Genomic DNA, 18,390 nt, shown 5'->3' with positions numbered 1-18,390 from the left:
CCGATGCCAACACAAATCGATTTACTCAGACACGGCGAAACCGTTCACAGCGGCCGCTATTGCGGCAGCACCAATCATCCGCTCACTCGGACCGGTTGGGCGCAAATGTGGAAGGCCATGGAAAATCGTCCCATCGAATGGCAACAAATCGTCACTTCTCCCCTCGCGCGGTGCGCGGACTTCGCCGAAGCAATCGGTCAACGCTATGCCATTCCCGTTACATGCGATGAACGCATCCAGGAAATCCATTTCGGTGATTGGGAAGATCGATCGTCCGCAGAATTGATGCGTATCGATGCCGATGCTTTGGCGTGTTTCTGGCGGGATCCGTTTAACCATCCGCCGCCAAACGGCGAATATTTGCCTATTTTCATGACGCGCGTTTTATCGGCTTGGCATGCCGTTCAACAACAATTTAACGGGCAAAAAATTTTGCTTGTTACCCATGGAGGTGTTATCCGGATCATCATTTGCCATGTTCTGCAGTTTCCACTTGAACGCATGCTTGAAATAAAAATCGAACACGCCTGCTTCAAGCAGATTCAAATCAGTCCTGTTCAATCGCCACAAGCAATGCTGATTTCCGGTCTGCAATCACAATCGGAGCATTGCATAAAATAGGATGTCATTAGGGAAATTGGGGTTTGTGGACTTAAAAACCGGAACAAAAGGAATACGCTGGAGCTGGTTGCGATAACACGCGCATAACTATCGCTGCGTCAGAAAATTGTAATCAATGAAACTAGCGAACCGAATCTTCCGGAAACGGCATTGCCATTCGCTCACGATTCAACAAATTGACTTGCTGGATCAAGGCATCGATATCCGACCAACCGGATTGGTCTATGGATGGAATCCAACGTGCACGTAAATACCCACTACGGTCGATCAAAAACTCCAGATGATCCGGAACCGTACCTCGCCCGATAATATCCGGAGTACTCAGTGTCCTCCGCCACAGTGCATAGCTAGCTGTAATCTCTTCAAAACCTTGGGTAACAACGGGAAATGGCAGGTCATCCATTACTTGCGCCAATTCATCAGTAGTGAGTTGCTTGGTTGGCACTGCTAATAATGCGATATTTTGCTCTCTTAGCTTGCCATAGAAATGCCTGAGTTGTTCGATTCGTTGTTTCGATTGCGGCCACGAAAAGTTAACGAGTAATACCGGTTGACGATTACGAAAATCCTGCAATGCGCCATGGCTGCCATCCTGAGTTGTATAAGAAAAGACAGGGGGTTTTGCAAATGCTTTATCGGGTACAATTTCCGGTGTCAGAATACGTGCTTGATAACCTCTCGATAATGCATGAACAAAGTTAATTAAATCCCAGCGGCCTTCTTCGGGAATTTTATCGGCATAACCTGGCATGTCGGTATCAACCATCCCGAAACTTATCCAATGATAAAAATCACCCGGTGTATGATCATTAACATGAAGCTCCATCAGTAAATCGGGCAGCTTAGTTGATAATGTTCTCGATTTGATGCCATTACCTTTCCCCTGAATACCATGACAATCGACACAATGCTGAGCATAAAGTGTGGCACCGTTTGCTATCGAGGTCGTATCAAACGGAATCGGTGGTTGGCGATAAGTTTCAGGATGAGCTTTGATCGTCAAAGGAGGTAACGTTACTGCGAATCCTGATAACAAGAGCAGCATCGGAATGATTACCAGACGCCTGCCACTCCAATTCCGGAATTGTCCCCACCCAATCACGACAAAAGCCAGTGCAACAATTGCCATGCCAATCCAAACCTGTGATGCGACGCCGGGTTGATTCCATGTTGCATCAATCGAGAATCGAAACGGAAAAGGCCAGTTATCAATAGGCGTATACTTAGCTGGCGTTGTATTCGAAATGATCGTAGCCAGCAATATCAAAACAAGTGCCAGAATAAACTCGATTCGCACCCATTTCGAAATGTTATTCCGGTTTTCAACTAACCCATCTTCTGTCTGCTCATTACTCTGCAACGCAGGTAGCCAATCCGGCCGGACTCGCCAGGCAATTACAAGAATAATTCCAAGCAGAAGTAGTTTAGAACTGAGCAACCACCCATATTCAGTAGCTACCAAGGCAGCATATTGTTCCGCAAATATGCGATCGCTCACAACAAGCCCGGTTAGGATAATCAATATCATAATCGGTAACGCGATTATGGAAAAACGCTGAGCCGTCTCTATAGCTAATCGATGAGTGCCAACATCAACACTTTGTTCTGATGAATAAAACAGGAGAAATAGAGCCGGCAAAGCGCCAAACCAAATGCCTGCGAAAACTTGATGTAATGCATAAGGCGCAATGGCTGATATTGACACTCCTTCAGCAGCGCTGTGACTAGCGAATGAACTCGCTATAAGCGGTAAAGCTGCAATAGAAGCACAAGCTGCGTAGTGCCAGCGAACGCGTGTTACCTTGCGCAGGTATATTATGAATAGAAGAAGGATTACTGCAAAGATGAAACGACCAATCCAGATTTGTCCTACCCTGGTTTCATTCAGAAAATTTAACCACACGCCAGGGTGTTTTAAATTGACTGCATCACCAGTAATTTGCAGGATAGTTGCAAATACAATCACCAATAAAGCTATCGGAATCGTGATTGCAAGCCCGATAAATGAACGCTCTAATTTTTCAGGCCATTTCTTTGCGTATGCCGACTTATTAGCACTTAATATAAATAGAAAAACACAACCACCCAATAAAATCAGATTTGCCGCAAGTTGACTCCAGCGCGCAAATGTGGCAATAACTTCAAGCATTTTTTGTTACATATTATTTTTTTACATTAAAATCAAAATTGGATTCAATAACATGCCCGTCAACAGACATGACACGATAATGCACCATATATCGTCCAGGCTCAAGCTGGGGCAAACTTAAAACAATAGATTTAGGGTCATCTGCGACGGTTTCGGGATTATTTGTAGTGACAACATTCTGTTGCGAATCCTTAACTGTAATTAAAGCATATGCTCCTTCAATCTTTTCGTTGAACCAGAGTTGAATATGTTTCGGTGATACAGCAAGCGCCGCTCGACGCGGTGGATCGGATTTGACTAATGCGGCGTGAGCAAATACAGAATTTGCTTGAAATAACATGGAGAGCAAACACATTAGTGCTACAAAGACTGAAGTTCTCCTAGAACCGAAATACCATAACCTTTTGTTTTGCACAATTTTCCTCAATGCTTGTAATTTATTTCATCTTTGATTCTCAGAGAAAGGATGAGTTCAATACCCATCCTTAATCTCTGTCAAAATCTTACTAACTACGCAGCGGCGCCGTCGGATTTACGTTTGCGCATCATCAAGAAAGCCACACCGGCAACCACCAGCACGATCGGCGCAATGATGGCTATTTTCGGTGTTGGCCGTCCTTCTCCCACTGAAAACGGAAACCGCGACACATACTCTTGCGGCCCGCCGGACACCGTTACCAATCCTACAAACTTGCCTTTTTCCGGGAAGGTATGATCAATCGTTATGGATGCTGTCGGGTATACCTTCGGCGGTAAATGAAAGACCGTGATCTCGTCGAGATTCGCTTCTGATCCCGTATCCCGGATTATCCGCACTTCCGTTAGTAACGGACGCAGCTCTTCTTGTATGTAATCCAACGCTATGACCGTTTTCCCTACTTCCGGTATGTCTTCACAAAATTCTTCTTCTTGCGATAATGGCTGATAGCCGGTAAAGTGCATCCGGTAGGGGCCTACCGTCAATACACACATATCTTCCGCCAGCGCTAACCCTCCGTGCGCTTGCACTTGTGTCGTGAACATGACGCTGACCGCCATGATTCCCGCTATTACCAATTGTTTTATTGTTCCACTTCTTTCTACTAACATCGCTAGGATTCCCCGTCTTTAGTTTGTTTGTTGATTGATGTCTTTTCTTCGTCGACTGCCGATGATTTTGCTCCGCCATCGACTTTTTCAGTTCCTTTCGAGCTGCGTGATGCCATCCATTCCCTGAATCGTCTTGACCGGATGAGTTTATACCCAAGTATGGCGGTCAGCAATAGACCGACCAGTGGCCCTACCGACGCTCTAAATGCATCCGCATAATTAATCATCTCAACGCGCAGATGATATTCATAGTGCAGGGGCGGCACGCCTTCGGCAGTCACTTGTATGAGATATTTTCCTTGTTCCAGCGCTTTTTGCGTGCTGATAACTCCATCCTGATATACCGCCGGACGCAGATCCGTGACGGTTTCTCCTTCCGTCCGATCGCCTCTGATTATCTTCATCCCGATCGGCATCTCTCTCAGTGCAGGATCCACTAAGTCTATCACTAGGATCGTGCTTCCCATTTTGGGTATATCCGTGCAGTAGTGCCCTTCTTCATCAACCTGGGGTTGATAGATACTCAGGTGGATCATGTTTTCGCCTATCCGGCGCATACAACTGTCATCTTCCATGGCTACCTTGCCATGGGCGCCGGCTGTGCTTGTGTAAAGTGTCATAACAAGCATAAAGGCCGCAATCCCTGCTCGTGCTATTTGTCTGACCACGACAAATCCTCCTTTCGCGTTAGTGCCTCTATTTTTGCCAGTTCTTTTGTCCGCATTCTTTGTTGCACCTTAAATTTTCTTTGTTCTCTACCCATATAAAAAAACCGGTACACCGGCTGTCTTGCGACAGTGGTGTACCGGTGTTCAGACTCGCTCTATCTTATAGCTTGGTAAAGACTGGAATTACTGCGCCAGCAATACTGTTAATATAACGATTGCCTTCGTCATCCCATGTCATCAACAAACCACCAAAGCGGCTTTCCGGGTCACCCAACAGCGCCATCAAACGTTGTACTTCCCACAACGCGTCTTTGGCTTCCATCTTAACTTCCCGGGTTTCTCCTGGTTCAATCCCTCTTTCATCTTCCATCGTCAAACCGGTTGCTACCAGTTCGCGTGGATAGTCAGGATCCAGATATTTGCGTCCCAAGTCGTTTACAAAACGGACACCCGCTGTCGTGAACTCGCCAATGTTGACTGTCGAGTCACCGTTGTTGGTGATTTCCATCGTTACACGCAGGGCACGTCCAGGTACGTCGTAGTTAGCGTGCGTTACCTTGATCGCAACCGGATTCGGTGCAATCGGCATCGGTTCTACTTTCGATTCACCCGCTTGGATCGGTACTGTGTATGGATGGACACTTTCGGTATAACGATAGCCGCCCCATACCAGTGCACAGGTCAGGATCGCTACTGCCATCCCTACTTTACGATCCATTGGATCCAGCAGCAGTTCGTCACCGTAGGCTAACAGTACACGGCTACGTGGCAGGAACATCGGACGTGCTACATAGTAGCCAATCCAGAAGCAGCCTAAGCCTAACCATACCAAGTGCCAGAACACGCCATTACTGAAGTTAAATGTCTCCAGATCAATGGTTTTGCCTGTCAAAGTGGTTACCGGGTTGGTGAAGTCATCCCAGTTGCCTGAGATGTTCATCCACGATGCCGGTCCTGCGATCGGACCCGCTTCTTTGACGTTTACCATCGCATGCATGTGATGGCGTCCTGGAATCCTTGCTTTCAGTCTGACTTCAAATTCATAGTCACGGCCAATTTGCAACGGTCCAGAAATAAACGTCGGTTCGCCATTCAATTTGGTGCTTAAACGTACAAACACCGGACTCGGGCTACCTACGTTGAAGAATGCGCGTTCCGGCTTGCCTACCGCACGTGGCCAGTCTTCCGCCAAGTGAAATTTACCGGTAATCGTTGCAATGTCGTTCACTTTGGTGACTTTCGGTTGCCATTTCAGGTCGTACCATTGAATCGTACGCATACGAAGGAACGGTTCTTGCGAACGTTCACCGTGCGCCGCCGCTGTCTGAACATCTACTGTCAGTGTCAGTGCCAGTGAGGCCGCTCCTATTGCCGCTCCATACAGGCCTAATACGCCCAGCTTAAATATGCTTCTTATATTCATTATCTAATCCCCTGTGCAAAGCCTTTTTCACCAAATGCGGTTACGTCGTTCTTCATAGAGATGCGTCCTCTTTCTCCTTTAACATAGAAGAATGCGGTGCAGTAGATCTTGCCAAAGTACCACCATACGCAGTACATCAACATCGATACAAACGCTGAGAAGAATGCCGCAATAACCGTGGTGTGACCACCAAAGGTACGCAGTGAGCCTTGTTCAATCAGGCGTACATATTCCGGTGTACCGGTACGTACATATAAGAAGCCTGTGTAGTCAGCTACTGATAACAGTACGCCTTCTACTACCAGCGGTAAGTGGGTCGGTCCAAAAATCGGCCAGTTGCCAGGATAGAAGAATAATCCCCAGAATCCACCACCCAACAGTGCCGTGATCAGCCAGTTACCGGTCAGCAGCAATATGGTATCCAGCATCAATGCGCCAGGTATCATCGTTGATGGCAGTACAAAATTCAACGGGTAGTGTGACCACCAGTAGAATCCCCAGTAACGGGTCAGCCATTCTCCGACTAACAGGCATACGATACACAGTGTCGCACCGTAGGATAAACGGTAGTTTACCCACAGGTAATATTGCAGTGCCGCGCAATACATAACGCCTACGATCGGTGTTACTACCGGCCACCATTGACGGTCTTTCCAGTCAAGCCAGAAATCCCAGTCACCTGCCAACAGCATGAAGTGCATGTGGAATGTTCCTACCAACAAGATGCACAGGATCGGAAAATATACCGCGTCGATATATCTGGACATCCTGATCGCTTCTGGCGGCATCTTTGCCGCTGCTAAAATTTCGTCTGTTCTACTCACTAGACCCTCCCTTCTTCATTTCGTGTGATATTAAATATGAAAACTCGACGATTCCCTTTACTTCCTTTTACATCGCCTGCCTTAGCCCGTTTTCATCTTTTCTCTTCGTTACTTAATTTCTTCTGTCACACCTGGCTTGCAGGTGTGACATTCTTACTCAGAAATTAAGGAACAATTCTGTTGTTCAGAATTTCGCGGCTTGCACCGTTCCAGGTTACGTCAGTCAGGTTTGAGTAACGGGTGACGATTTGTGCTGCAATACCGCCCGAGAACAAGCCTGCCCAGCCCAGAATTACAAAGCCCCAGTGCAATGGCGCGCTAAACAGTTCTTCCATGAACCAGAATGCATGACCCCATTCGTTCAAACCGACGTTCGGCAGAATCATCAATGGGCCTGCAATCGCCATTACCAGCGGGAATGATGTGCCGCGGCTGTACAGTGGCAGACGGGTCATCGCGTACAGGTAGGATGCTACACCACATACGATGTACATCGGGAATGAGCCGTAGAACACTACCACGTGACTTGGCGTGAAGCTGGTGTCACGAATAATTACTTGGTGCCAGCTTGCATCTTGTTCGGTGAAGAAGCTGCCGCCCCAGTAAACACCAAACAAGTAAACACCCAGCCACATCATCCAGTAGAAATAACGTTTGATTTCCAATTTGGTGTCCAGGTTGTCCAATTGCTCTTTGGTGTCACGGGTCTTCAGTATCCAGCCCCAGGTTACCAATGCAAACAAAGGCATCAGGGTCATGTGTACCCGCCACAGTCCCATCCATACTTTGTCAAATTCCGGTTCCATCGAGTCCATTCCGTGTGAATACGCAAATGTCCTTTGGTACCAGATCCAGAATATCGCTACCAGCAGCATGGTGCCCATGCCCAGTTTGTAGTACTTCGAGTCGTACCACAGCGACATGTCATAGCTCGCGCTCGACGCGCTACTCGTTGTGCCATACGTTGTTGCCATCTTTCTACCTCCTATCTGTTAATCAAAACTACTTCTCTTTTCTTCTACTGCTTCTAATACTAATTAATTAGTACTGCTTAAAATTTCGGCAGCTAAATTAAACTCTACTTCCCCTCTAATTTAGCTACGCCTCTCAGGCTAGTCGACCTTGGGGTCCAAAGTCAAGTCATTTGTCATAAAATTACCTTTCCATCTCAATGGATTTCTTACAGCCATAGCGATTTTGTCCTTCTTATACAATAACTAGCAATATCACTTCAACTAGAAAAATTATATAAACCTTAAAAATAATTAAAAAAGTTTCTGAAAAAACTACTCCCAAAATTCCCACTCGCACCAACCGCTCACCAATGGAAAATAAATTCCCAGTTTTATTAACCGCGAATCCATCTGCTGCATGAGTTTTGCATAATTATGCATTTGATTTTGATAGCGTACTTTCTCACGATCAAGAAATCCTTGCAAATCGGATCCCTCATGGCTGCTGATTTTGTAATCGATAATCCAACGGATATTTTTCGAATCGCAAAATGTACGATCAATCACCCAATTAGTAACCTTGTTGTTTAAAACCGATGTGATCTTAAACTCATTATGGGCGTATTGATGTGATCCTAAGATCCAACGCCCACGATCATCCGTAATGACTCTTGTCAAACTCAGCATGATGCGTTCAACCGCAGCTTGCACTTGATCATCATTACCATTCATTCCGCATGCTAACAGATTGTGTTTAAATTGATTTCGCAATCTCTCAATACGTTTAACAGACCACATTGAGAGACCATCTTCCGCAATTTGTTGTAACCAACGATGTACAACCGTCCCAACATGTCGCGCCATATCACTTACCCAATAGAAATCAATCGCATCATGAATTGGCATGCTCTCCTGCATCTTTTTCAATTTGATAGACTCGGGAGCATCCGGTAAAACCCAGCCTGATTTCAATCGGATGATTTCTTGGTTGAATACTTTCCTAATTTCGTTGACGTAACTGTCATTTGTCGAGTCATTCTCCCTTGAAACTGCATTCGCAACACTCGAGAAAACTGGCTCTACGACCGGCCAGAGCCTATCAAGCAGCGACCCCCTTTTTGGTCTTTTCAATTCACTCCAGTCATTTCTGGCTGTTGATAACTCAACATGACCCAGAAAATGCAAAAATTTCTTTGCACGGGTCGCAGCAACATACAATAGCCGATCCGATTCCAGTTGCCCTTTATCCCAATCGAGCTTTTCCAACCAAGTATAGATCGGATCAATTTCCGTACCCGTCCTCCGGACAGGTGCCAACAATAAATCCGCAGTGGCAAAATTTTCGTATACAAACTGATCGCGAGGCTGTTCTATCCATTGCAACAGCTGTTTTTCCTTGTTGCGAGGCATGTAACCAAGTCCAGGTACAATAACAGTATCGAACTCAAGCCCCTTGGCTTTATGAATTGTCATAATTTGTAATGAGCTATCGGCAGTCAAGTCCGGAGCAGCATAAAGCGCATCAAGTCCGCTCTGAAATCGTGCTAAATCCAGAATGTTACCCGCCACTTCTTGATCTTCAAGATAATCCAGATAAATCGCTGCATCATCCAAATGCTTCATGATGCCTTTCTCATCCTGAGTGCCATGGCTGGCGCAACCAGGGCCACCTAAAGCGTTCCAAGCCGCTTCCACTGTTACACGCAGTGATTGGCGCCGGCGATGTATCACGCAGGGTTTAAGAATTTCGCGCAGGTTGCGAATTCGATTTCTTGCATCGCTAGAGATTTTTCCCCATTGTGTTTCGTCACTCATCGATTCCCACACACTCCGTTTGGTGACGGCAATTTGCGAAGAGTTATCTTGCTGGTCTATGGCCATCAGCGCGGTAATATCTTGCAACAACAAACCGCACCATGGCGCACGCAGCAGCGCAAACCAAGCAAGCCGGTCAGCAGGATTGATTATTGCACGGGTCAGCGCCAGCAGATCTTGCACGACTGGCTTGGTACGTAATATTTCGATATCGATCGCACGAAAACGCAAATCATTTTTTTGCAGTTGCTTCACGATTTCATGCAAGTGACTTCGGTTCCGCACTAAAATTGCAATCGAGTCCGTTGGATAATCGTGCCGGCTGGATTTAATAATTTCAATGACCTTAGCAGCTTCGGCGGCAGGATCACCTGTAAACTCGGGATATATTTTTACAGCATCACCGTTTAGCATTGGATGCGTCGCAACGGAAGGCGAAAATGTTATCGCACCGGATACACTATCCTCTTCATCTGGCATGATCTGTGAGAATGTTTTATTCACCCAATCGATAATTCCTTGCTGGGACCGGAAATTCGCACTGAGTGTTATTGGCTGAAGCTTTCGATTATTAATCCCAAAGTTACGAGCCCGTAAAAACAAACCCACTTCCGCTTCGCGAAAACGATAGATTGATTGCATCGGATCTCCCACTACAAACAAGCTGCGACCATCCGTATCTTCCCAACCAGTCACAAGTTTCTCGATCAATTCAAATTGACTGATGGAAGTATCTTGAAACTCATCGATTAATAAGTGTTTGATCTGGTAATCCAGCGCCAATGCTAAATCTGTCGGCGCCTGCGGGTTGCCAAGCGCCGATATTGCGCGTTGCGCGACTTCCGAAAAATCCACGCAACCGCTTTCTTGGAAAATAACTTGTAGTTGCGCCACTGCATAAGGTAGTAACCGCATAATCGTTCCAAGAATTTCCCATTGCTGCTCGGAATAATTGGGCGGCGGAAGCTGACGCATTGTCTGTAATCCTTGCCGGAAGTCCTGCTCCTGAGTCAATTTAGCAATCAGCGATTCGAACCGATCCTTCCAGGATTTTGCTGTATCTTTTTCGATTTTGGTTTTTCCCGAAGGAAAACCTTCTTTGCTTGAAATTCTTTTTCGCCAGGCGTTCTCTTTGGTTAACAAAAACTCTGCAATCCCTTGCCACTGCTCGATAGTCGCCATTGACAATGCCTCAAGCTCTGCACAGCAAGTGATAACCGACTTGTTGTCCTCCGCGAGAAGGTTTACAGCCGCATACCGCAGTAACTGCAACAACTCACTTTGCAGAGCTTCGGGCAATAACTGAAAAGTCTTCTGTTGAGCGTTACGGCGGGAATTCTGCAGCGAACATTCCAATTCCTCTCGAGTTCTTGCATGCAGATGGCGCAACCAGTGATCGCGCCGCGCCAGCATATCGGCCAGCAATGTTTCTATTCGCGCAAGATCATTGTCCAGATGCTCGAGTAGCCGCTCAACATCATTTGCAATCGCCACGTCTTGCTCCATCAATCTCAACGTCGCACGAGCGGCTTCCGAATAAAAACGGGCCGCATCCTCAATCGTTTCAGGTTGCGCACCGAATTTCGACAGAACCGGCATTTGCCGGGTCAAGCTGGCGCACAGGGAATCTATGGTCTGTATTCTTAATCGTTCCGGGTTTTCCGCAATTTGCCAACCGGCTTGACGATCTCGCTGCAAAACCATTTCTGCTAATTCCCGATTTAATTTTCCATTCGGTGATTCGTCTTGCTCTGTCGGCTGATCAATCTGTAAAGCCGCCAGAACACGGGCTCGCATTTCCGCGGCAGCTTTTCGCGTAAATGTAATCGCCACAATCTCCTCGGGCGCATCAACGCAAGCGAGCAACCTCAGATACCGCTGTATCAAAATCGAAGTTTTTCCAGATCCAGCAGGCGCTTGCACGATAAATGATCGGGAAGGATCCAAAGCGAGGATGCGCTCGTCAGCATCCGGAACGAAACGAGTTACCGGCATTTTATTGTCCCTCCTCATCCGGAGAGTCATTGACGCGCTCATAAATCCTGCAAAACATATGCAGATCGCAAAATTCACAGGTTGCTGGAAATTTCTTAGGATCCACGCTCGCTTCACCGCTACAAAACCCAACGGCGAGATTTGTCAGATTCTGTCGAAATGCGGTAATGATTTCCTGCCAGCTATTAAAAGACTTGCAACCAGTTAATTGAGAATAATCTTTTATCCCTGGCAACAAACCCGAGCTGTCCGTTAGCCCAACAAACCCTATTTCGCCGGATTTCACGATTCCAAACGCAATCCCCGCAACCCCCAGTTCCAGATCGGGCATCGTCATATAAAGCGGCAACTGCGGTTCATCCGGCCGTTCTCCAAGTACCGATTGAATGGATTGTTTACTGGTTTTGTAGTCGATAATAATATGCCGCCCGTCCGCCAATTCATCCAGCCGATCGAGCCGCATGCTGAGTCTCAGGTTATCTAATTGGATATAGCACTTTTCCTCGATTGCAATCACGGTGAAGCAATCACGATTTTTCTCGGCATCCAGCCATTCACGTATCAATCGGATCAGACGCCGTTGTTCGACTTGCAGGAAACGATCCGGCAACAATGCAGGACGAGCTTTCCGCAATACCGAAATCGCGCTGCCAACGATTTCCGCAATTAACTTTTGAAGATCATCTTCACTGATTTGATCTAATGCCGTTTTGGTATTCAGTCTACGCCACACATCAGCCAGTGTTTGATGAACCAACGACCCTCTTTCCCTCGCATCCAAACCGGTATGCGGTTCGTCGAAGCTTTCAATATCCAATCGATGCCTTGCCCACGCACGAAATGGACAAGCAGCATAGTCCTTGATGATAGATGTGCCTCCTTGAATGCCTTGCTGTGCAATTTCTTCTGGAAGCGGTAGTGCTTGATTATCTTTAATCCGCTGCATCTCACACGATTGAACAATCAAGTCGCGATGCGACAACCACTTTGGGATTACAGGATCTTCAGCAGGTATCGATTGAATCAGACCGCTGGGCGCCAAAATCTGTTGATCATGTCCATCCCGATACTTGGGTGAACTTACGATCACTTCTTCAGCATTCGAAAACCAGCCTTGCATTAATCGCCGGCAAAAAGCGGATGATTCTTGAATTGATCCGAATGTCAACTTTGCTTTGCGCTGTAACTCAAGCGGTAAAAACGGATTAGGGCGGGCACGAAGCGGCCACTGGTCATCCGAGAGGCCCAGTATCCACAGGTAGTCAAATGACATCCCCGCGGCCTCCAGCACTCCTAAAATCTGTATCGGTGCTTCCGGTGACTCAGGCTGAAAAACGGTATCATCCGCCATCCATTTCAAACGGCTGATTGCCTCGTGAAAAGTAATTCTTGAAGTAATATGATCGAGTGCAGCAAAGTCAGCAAGCAGCGACTGCCATTTTTCAACGGTCTGATATTCATCGGAATTCAAATTACGCTCCCCCGGAAAACCAGAAAGTTGCAATATTTCTGTGATAGCCCTGACAAAATCCGTATGACTTCCGCCGCTTGGCAATTTTGTCAGGCGGTAAGCATCAATTTCTGTCAGGAATGCCAATAAAATAGGACAACTTTTGTGGCCATTCACGCGCTTCACAAGCATTAGCAGTTGCGGCAGTGAAATCATTGGCCCGGCAGAACGCCGGATCGCGGCATCGAGTAATGCACGCTGCCCCATTTCGGTTTCAGCGCCTCTTAGAAACGGCGATCGCAACCAATGACTCACCTGATGAAATTCTACTTCTCGATCAGCAAGCGCTAAAGTAGCGAACGCAGTATCAATGACTGGATAGCTTGAAAATGCTAAACCCAGCGAAACATTAAACGGTGCAACCGGTCGATCCGAACCTGGCAAAGCTGATCTGACATCCGGCTGCAGCACCGCATAAAAAGTCCGGATTAAAGCATTACGATAATTCGCGAATGCTGGCACCACGATACCGACACGAACTTCAGCATCGGTCTTGTCAATTTTCGATCGCGCCCACACAGCTGCATGATAAATCTCGTCAATACTATCCAAGTATTCTACCCGCCGGACGTTTTCCGGCAGTACCTGCTTCTGGATTGGAGAACCGGTTATCGTTATCTCGCAACCTAAAGCCCGCAGTTTTTCGAAAAATTCATTTTGTTGCGGTGTAATCGCATCAAAACCATGGCAAATCAATGAAGCACATTTCTTTATTTCAAGAGCTTCATAGCATTCCGCAATGAGATTGCAAAGGCGCGCTTGATCAGTAAACCCTTGAAGTGCGGTGATATTCTGGTATGACTCAACCCAGCCCAGAAACGCTCTGCCATCTTCATTAGGTAAGTAGTGACCTAATTGTGAGATCAATTGCCAAGCATGCGCGAGCTGCCAGGCTTCTCGCGCCAATTGCGCTGTTTGTGAAACCCTCAGTAATGTATTTCCGACTTCGGATTGTTGAATAACCGATTCCCACAATGCTTGCTCTTGAGCATCCGACAACAACAAAGGCAATGACGAGAAACTTGCAGAATAAAGCGCATCGCAATAGATGCGATTGATGAAATTAGTAAAGGACAGGATGTCGGCAGAGTGCCAGACTGCCTCCTCCTGATCGATTCGATGCTGATCAAACTTTCCTTTAAGCGCCAACGCAAGCCTTTGGTTGGGCGTGACAACCGTCCCGCCGGCAAGTAAGCGCTTAAATACTTCTTCTAGGGAAATCTGCGGATGTTGCGAAGGGTCAAACATGCGGCAGTTGAAATACTAACCGCTATCGCAGCTTAACGTTTCAGTTGATCCAGCTTGTCCTTGACGCTCGCCCACTGATCAGCATCTGGCAAGGGTTCTTTTTTCTCAATGATCGGTCGCCATTTCTTAGATAAATCAGCATTCAATTCGATGAAATGAGTCTGCTCATCGGGTACATCATCCTCAGCGTAAATGGCTTCCACCGGACATTCAGCAACACATAATGTGCAATCGATACACTCATCAGGGTCGATCACCAAAAAATTTGGACCTTCACGAAAACAATCAACCGGACATACATCCACGCAATCTGTGTACTTACATTTAATACAATTTTCAGTTACTACATAAGCCATGACAACTCTTCCTTGCTTGTCTCTTGAATAGAATTTTCCATTTTAACAGAATTCTATTAACTAACGCCATCACTCAGAATCCTCTCATTCATCCCGTATCACGCATAACTTTGACTTGATCTCAATTCTGCCTTTGCCAAACCGGATGGACAGATTACTGCGTATTCCATCGATACAGATTTATTTGCATAAAAAGTTTGATGCATCTTGATTATCATCAGTAAAATGTTTTAGTCAACAATTAAATCTGTGGATCGCCATGAACATTCAACAAAAATACAAACTCCCGCTGGCTGTTTCTCTACTGCTCTTACCTCCATTTTCCCATGCCAATCCAGTGGCCTGCTTTAATACCAACGCTGGACGGTTCTGTATAGAACTATTTGAATCGCATACACCTACAACTACCGCAAACTTTCTTAACTACATCAACAATGATGCATACACAAACGGAATTTTTCACCGCAGCGTCCCTGGTTTTGTGATTCAAGGCGGCGGTTATAAAATCACTGACAGCGCTAGCGGAAAAATTCTCTCGGCTGTAAACACCTTTCCACCGGTTACAAATGAATTTAAGATTTCCAATACGCGTGGAACCGTCGCCATGGCTAAAATCAGCGGCAACCCGAATAGTGCAACCAGTCAGTGGTTTGTCAACCTCGCAGACAATTCCGGTCCTCCGAGCCAATTAGACACACAAAATGGTGGCTTCACTGTATTTGGAAGAATTATCTTTGATGGCATGAATACCATCGACGCGATCGAAGACCTCCCGGTTTCGAACATCAACCTCGGCGGCAGCCGTTCGCCAGCACCTATTATAGGTTCGGACGGTTCAGCGATTACCATCGAAAATCTGGTAACTATCAATCAGGTAACTGTGACATCTGTCGCCGGCATATTCAGTCAAGACGTTTTAAGTTTTGCTGTTGATATTGGAACCGGTACCGCATTAGATGTCAATTTGCGGTTAATCAATAGTCCACCCCATATGTTCGAACTTGAACCAGCAAGTATCAAATCGCTTGCAAATAAACCGGCGAATATTGCTACGTACTCAAGTTCAAGCGGCCAGCTTCACATCCCATCCGTGATGATTAACTCCAAGACTATTGTCAACAATGTCACTATGCAACTTATTGATAATGAAACCTATAGATTCCAATTGATCAGCTATGATTGATAATAAATACCGATACTTATATTGTCATTCTAATTAATGCGTCGTTCGTAATTAATCACATCTTCATAAAAAATATTTACTTAAGTAGAGAATTTGAAGTATATTTATTATTAATAATAATAAGTCTCATTTATGCATAACTAGAAATCAGAACAAGCTAAATTAGATAACTTCATAGAATTTTCTGAAGAATCCGGATGCACCTGCCTGTTTAATGCATCAGCTAATAAACAGTAATCTCCAAAGACGTTTTGGCATTTTTTGTCAATATGCAACAGAGAATGTCATTCTTTTTTTGATAAAAAGCAATAATCCATGGTTATTTCCGGTTTTATCCCGAAAGTTTTAGATTAGTATTTCTCAATGCTTGCTTGTCCTATTCGTTATGCAAATTTATTAACTTTATGGAGATTGATAGCCTAATTTAAAAATTTCAATTTTGTTGCTCACTTTCAAAGCATAAACAGAGCGACATTTCCTCACCATCAAGATGCGGCATGAAACATAGGGATTTCTCTATAAAGGAAATTACAAGTTTCATACAGCACTGATCCTAACCAAAAGGGCAATAGCCTCAAGACAATAGAGTTGCTTGATAAGCCGCATCAGCTTACGTTGAGTCGTAATCGTGTTGCAACTTGAGTCAATTATATTGACTAAAAAAGGCATCAATGCAAGATCTGTTCTAGTAACCAGAAGGAGAAATCGAAATGCACATCGATAACCAAGCACTACAATCATTTCAAGCCAATCGAATTTCACGATCAATTCGAAACATGCAGTTCTTTGCAATGGTAATTATTGCCATCATGACTTTAACTGCCACTCAAGCTCAAGCAGCCAAAATATTATTCAGGTCGAATTTCAGCTCGGGAGTTTCCATTAGCACACCTTATGGCTTCTATGGCAATGGTGCATGGCAGCAGATTACCGGCACTGATAGTGATACTGGTCATAGCTGGCCAATTAGGGCATTAGGCGCTAATTTCTCTGGCATTCAGCTTATTACAGGTGATCCAGTTGAGCCTTCAACCATCGGAAATTACATTACCAATACGATTAGGACTGTTGCCGGACCGTTCGGAACGATTAATGAGCTTTTCCAAAATGTAAAATTAAAAGGTGATGTAGGTGAGGCAACTTCCCAATCGCCATTTGTGATCACCAGGCCATCGACTATTGGCGATGTAAAGGATTTATATTTCTCCTATTGGTTTAAGTATTCTGACGACTTAGCTTCGAAACTGGATAGTGCTGTCACAAACGGCAACTGGCGCGCGCAGTTCAGCTTCAAAACCGGCGGCTACGGTGGCAATGCGGCTTCAGGTGATTATCGAATCGCAATTAACGTCCTGAAAAGAAAAGATGGCAAACTCATTTGGCTTACTAAAGGAGATAGTGACGCAAACGGTCCCGTTCCAGATGATACCTATTGGTATGAAACAAATGAAGTTGTCCCAGTCCCCGTTGGCACATGGTTTAAATTTGAAGTTTACTGGCACCGCTCAAGCGGCAGCGACGGACGCTTCTGGGCCGCCGTCAATGGTCAAGAAATTGTCGATTATAGAGGCCCAAATACCGGTATCTATAATCTTCCAATTACACGAATCATAGCCCATAACGCATACAGCGGCGGATATGGCCCTGTCCAATCAAGCATTACGGGATTTGAAATATGGGACGGATTTCCTTGTGGCATTGGCGTCTCATGCTATAACTTCGATAAAACCGCGCCTACTGTCCCGGCTTCACCAACCGGGAGACTCACGAAATTTTCGAGTTTCGGGTCGGTAGCTTTAGCTTGGCTGCCTTCGACAGATAATGTCGCTGTAGCGAACTATATAATTTACAGAAACGGCACGAGAATCGGAGTCAGCGTAACGCCCAATTTTATTGACACGATCTCCGGAAGCTCCAAAGGAGCGATTTATAGCTATACAGTCCGCGCTCTTGATGCAGCTGGAAACTATTCTTCCATGAGTTCAGCAATCCCAATTGTTTATTAAGGAATTATGGCAACCCTCTCATTTTTAATTGAGGCATGCAGTCGAGAGTCTTAGTTTAAAAACTTCGCCAGCTTCATAGCTGGCGTGATGCCTCCGGGTATCATACTCGGACATTCATTATTGTAAATCCAAAGCCATTGTGTTGCGGTGAGTTGCACTTCATCAATGGTCGCAGATTCATTCATCCCCAGCTATTCAGTCCTATTATGGCGTTCCACACAGGCATTCTGCTGTGACTTTCCCGGTAGAATGCAATCAAGCTGGCCACCTCGTTTCTTTGCCCAATAACCGAGTGTGCCACTGACATTCTCCGGTTCGTTATCACAACGGAGCCTACTTGGCTTGCCGCGCCATTCAATAATCTGATCCAGGGCACGTGTAACACGCTCTGCCAACTACCCCATTTATAAAGACTCACTGCTCATCCCATATCCCCGGCATAAATCAGCCGCAGAATCTTCTCGGCCTGCTTCAATAAATCTTATATTAATTATTATAATCATATAATTGGAAATACTTTGGAGATAACCAAAGAAGTTTACACAATTAA

The 18,390-nt window shown here is 45.7% G+C and carries 13 protein-coding genes and 1 pseudogene; 3 read left to right on the top strand and 11 right to left on the bottom strand.

Annotated elements, in window-relative coordinates:
* Positions 1-3 precede the first annotated feature (3 nt).
* Positions 4-621: a histidine phosphatase family protein gene (locus RBH92_RS03830; RefSeq protein ID WP_307933332.1), complete on the top strand. Its 618-nt coding sequence runs from the start codon at positions 4-6 to the stop codon at positions 619-621.
* A gap of 121 nt (positions 622-742) precedes the next feature.
* On the opposite strand, the gene RBH92_RS03825 is transcribed toward RBH92_RS03830, so the two are convergent.
* The 10 genes from RBH92_RS03825 to fdxA form a co-directional block, all read right to left on the bottom strand.
* On the bottom strand, positions 743-2,770 hold the full coding sequence (locus RBH92_RS03825) for a CopD family protein (RefSeq protein WP_307933331.1): 2,028 nt from the start codon (positions 2,768-2,770) through the stop codon (positions 743-745).
* A gap of 13 nt (positions 2,771-2,783) precedes the next feature.
* Entirely contained in the window at positions 2,784-3,110 is a 327-nt protein-coding gene (locus tag RBH92_RS03820) for a copper resistance CopC family protein (RefSeq protein WP_292922697.1), read from the bottom strand.
* Between the two features lie 170 nt (positions 3,111-3,280).
* Entirely contained in the window at positions 3,281-3,808 is a 528-nt protein-coding gene (locus tag RBH92_RS03815) for a hypothetical protein (protein WP_374049961.1), read from the bottom strand.
* A 53-nt stretch (positions 3,809-3,861) separates the two neighbouring features.
* Positions 3,862-4,479, bottom strand: a complete 618-nt coding sequence (locus RBH92_RS03810; protein ID WP_307932430.1) for a hypothetical protein — start codon at positions 4,477-4,479, stop codon at positions 3,862-3,864.
* A 208-nt stretch (positions 4,480-4,687) separates the two neighbouring features.
* A complete protein-coding gene (locus tag RBH92_RS03805; RefSeq protein ID WP_307933330.1) occupies positions 4,688-5,950 on the bottom strand; it encodes a methane monooxygenase/ammonia monooxygenase subunit B in 1,263 nt (420 codons plus the stop codon).
* Positions 5,950-6,774 carry a methane monooxygenase/ammonia monooxygenase subunit A gene (locus RBH92_RS03800; RefSeq protein WP_307932432.1) on the bottom strand — a complete coding sequence of 275 codons (825 nt, stop codon included), beginning with the start codon at positions 6,772-6,774 and terminating at the stop codon, positions 5,950-5,952. Before RBH92_RS03800 ends, RBH92_RS03805 begins: the two co-directional genes overlap by 1 nt.
* A gap of 164 nt (positions 6,775-6,938) precedes the next feature.
* Positions 6,939-7,748 (bottom strand): methane monooxygenase/ammonia monooxygenase subunit C, encoded by an 810-nt coding sequence (locus RBH92_RS03795; protein ID WP_307932433.1) that lies wholly within the window; start codon positions 7,746-7,748, stop codon positions 6,939-6,941.
* Between the two features lie 312 nt (positions 7,749-8,060).
* On the bottom strand, positions 8,061-11,537 hold the full coding sequence (locus RBH92_RS03790) for a UvrD-helicase domain-containing protein (protein WP_307933329.1): 3,477 nt from the start codon (positions 11,535-11,537) through the stop codon (positions 8,061-8,063).
* Between the two features lies 1 nt (position 11,538).
* Positions 11,539-14,295, bottom strand: coding sequence for a PD-(D/E)XK nuclease family protein (locus RBH92_RS03785; protein WP_307933328.1), 2,757 nt, complete (start codon positions 14,293-14,295; stop codon positions 11,539-11,541).
* 32 nt (positions 14,296-14,327) lie between these two features.
* The gene (gene fdxA, locus RBH92_RS03780; protein ID WP_292924213.1) at positions 14,328-14,651 is read right to left on the bottom strand and encodes a ferredoxin FdxA; all 324 of its coding nucleotides are present in this window, start codon (positions 14,649-14,651) and stop codon (positions 14,328-14,330) included.
* Between the two features lie 259 nt (positions 14,652-14,910).
* On the opposite strand from fdxA, the gene RBH92_RS03775 reads away from it, so the two are divergent.
* Both RBH92_RS03775 and RBH92_RS03770 read left to right on the top strand, forming a co-directional pair.
* On the top strand, positions 14,911-15,834 hold the full coding sequence (locus RBH92_RS03775) for a peptidylprolyl isomerase (protein WP_307933327.1): 924 nt from the start codon (positions 14,911-14,913) through the stop codon (positions 15,832-15,834).
* Positions 15,835-16,544: 710 nt separating this feature from the next.
* A complete protein-coding gene (locus tag RBH92_RS03770; protein ID WP_307933326.1) occupies positions 16,545-17,840 on the top strand; it encodes a polysaccharide lyase family protein in 1,296 nt (431 codons plus the stop codon).
* A gap of 50 nt (positions 17,841-17,890) precedes the next feature.
* Here RBH92_RS03770 and RBH92_RS03765 read toward each other — a convergent pair.
* Positions 17,891-18,232 (bottom strand): annotated as a pseudogene (locus tag RBH92_RS03765) (integrase core domain-containing protein); the annotation flags it as partial.
* Positions 18,233-18,390: the final 158 nt, after the last annotated feature.

Origin of the sequence: Nitrosomonas sp. sh817, assembly GCF_030908545.1 — a bacterium.
Taxonomy (GTDB): Bacteria; Pseudomonadota; Gammaproteobacteria; order Burkholderiales; family Nitrosomonadaceae; genus Nitrosomonas.
Note: the sequence above shows the minus strand (reverse complement) of the source record. Positions and strands in the feature narration are given on the sequence as shown.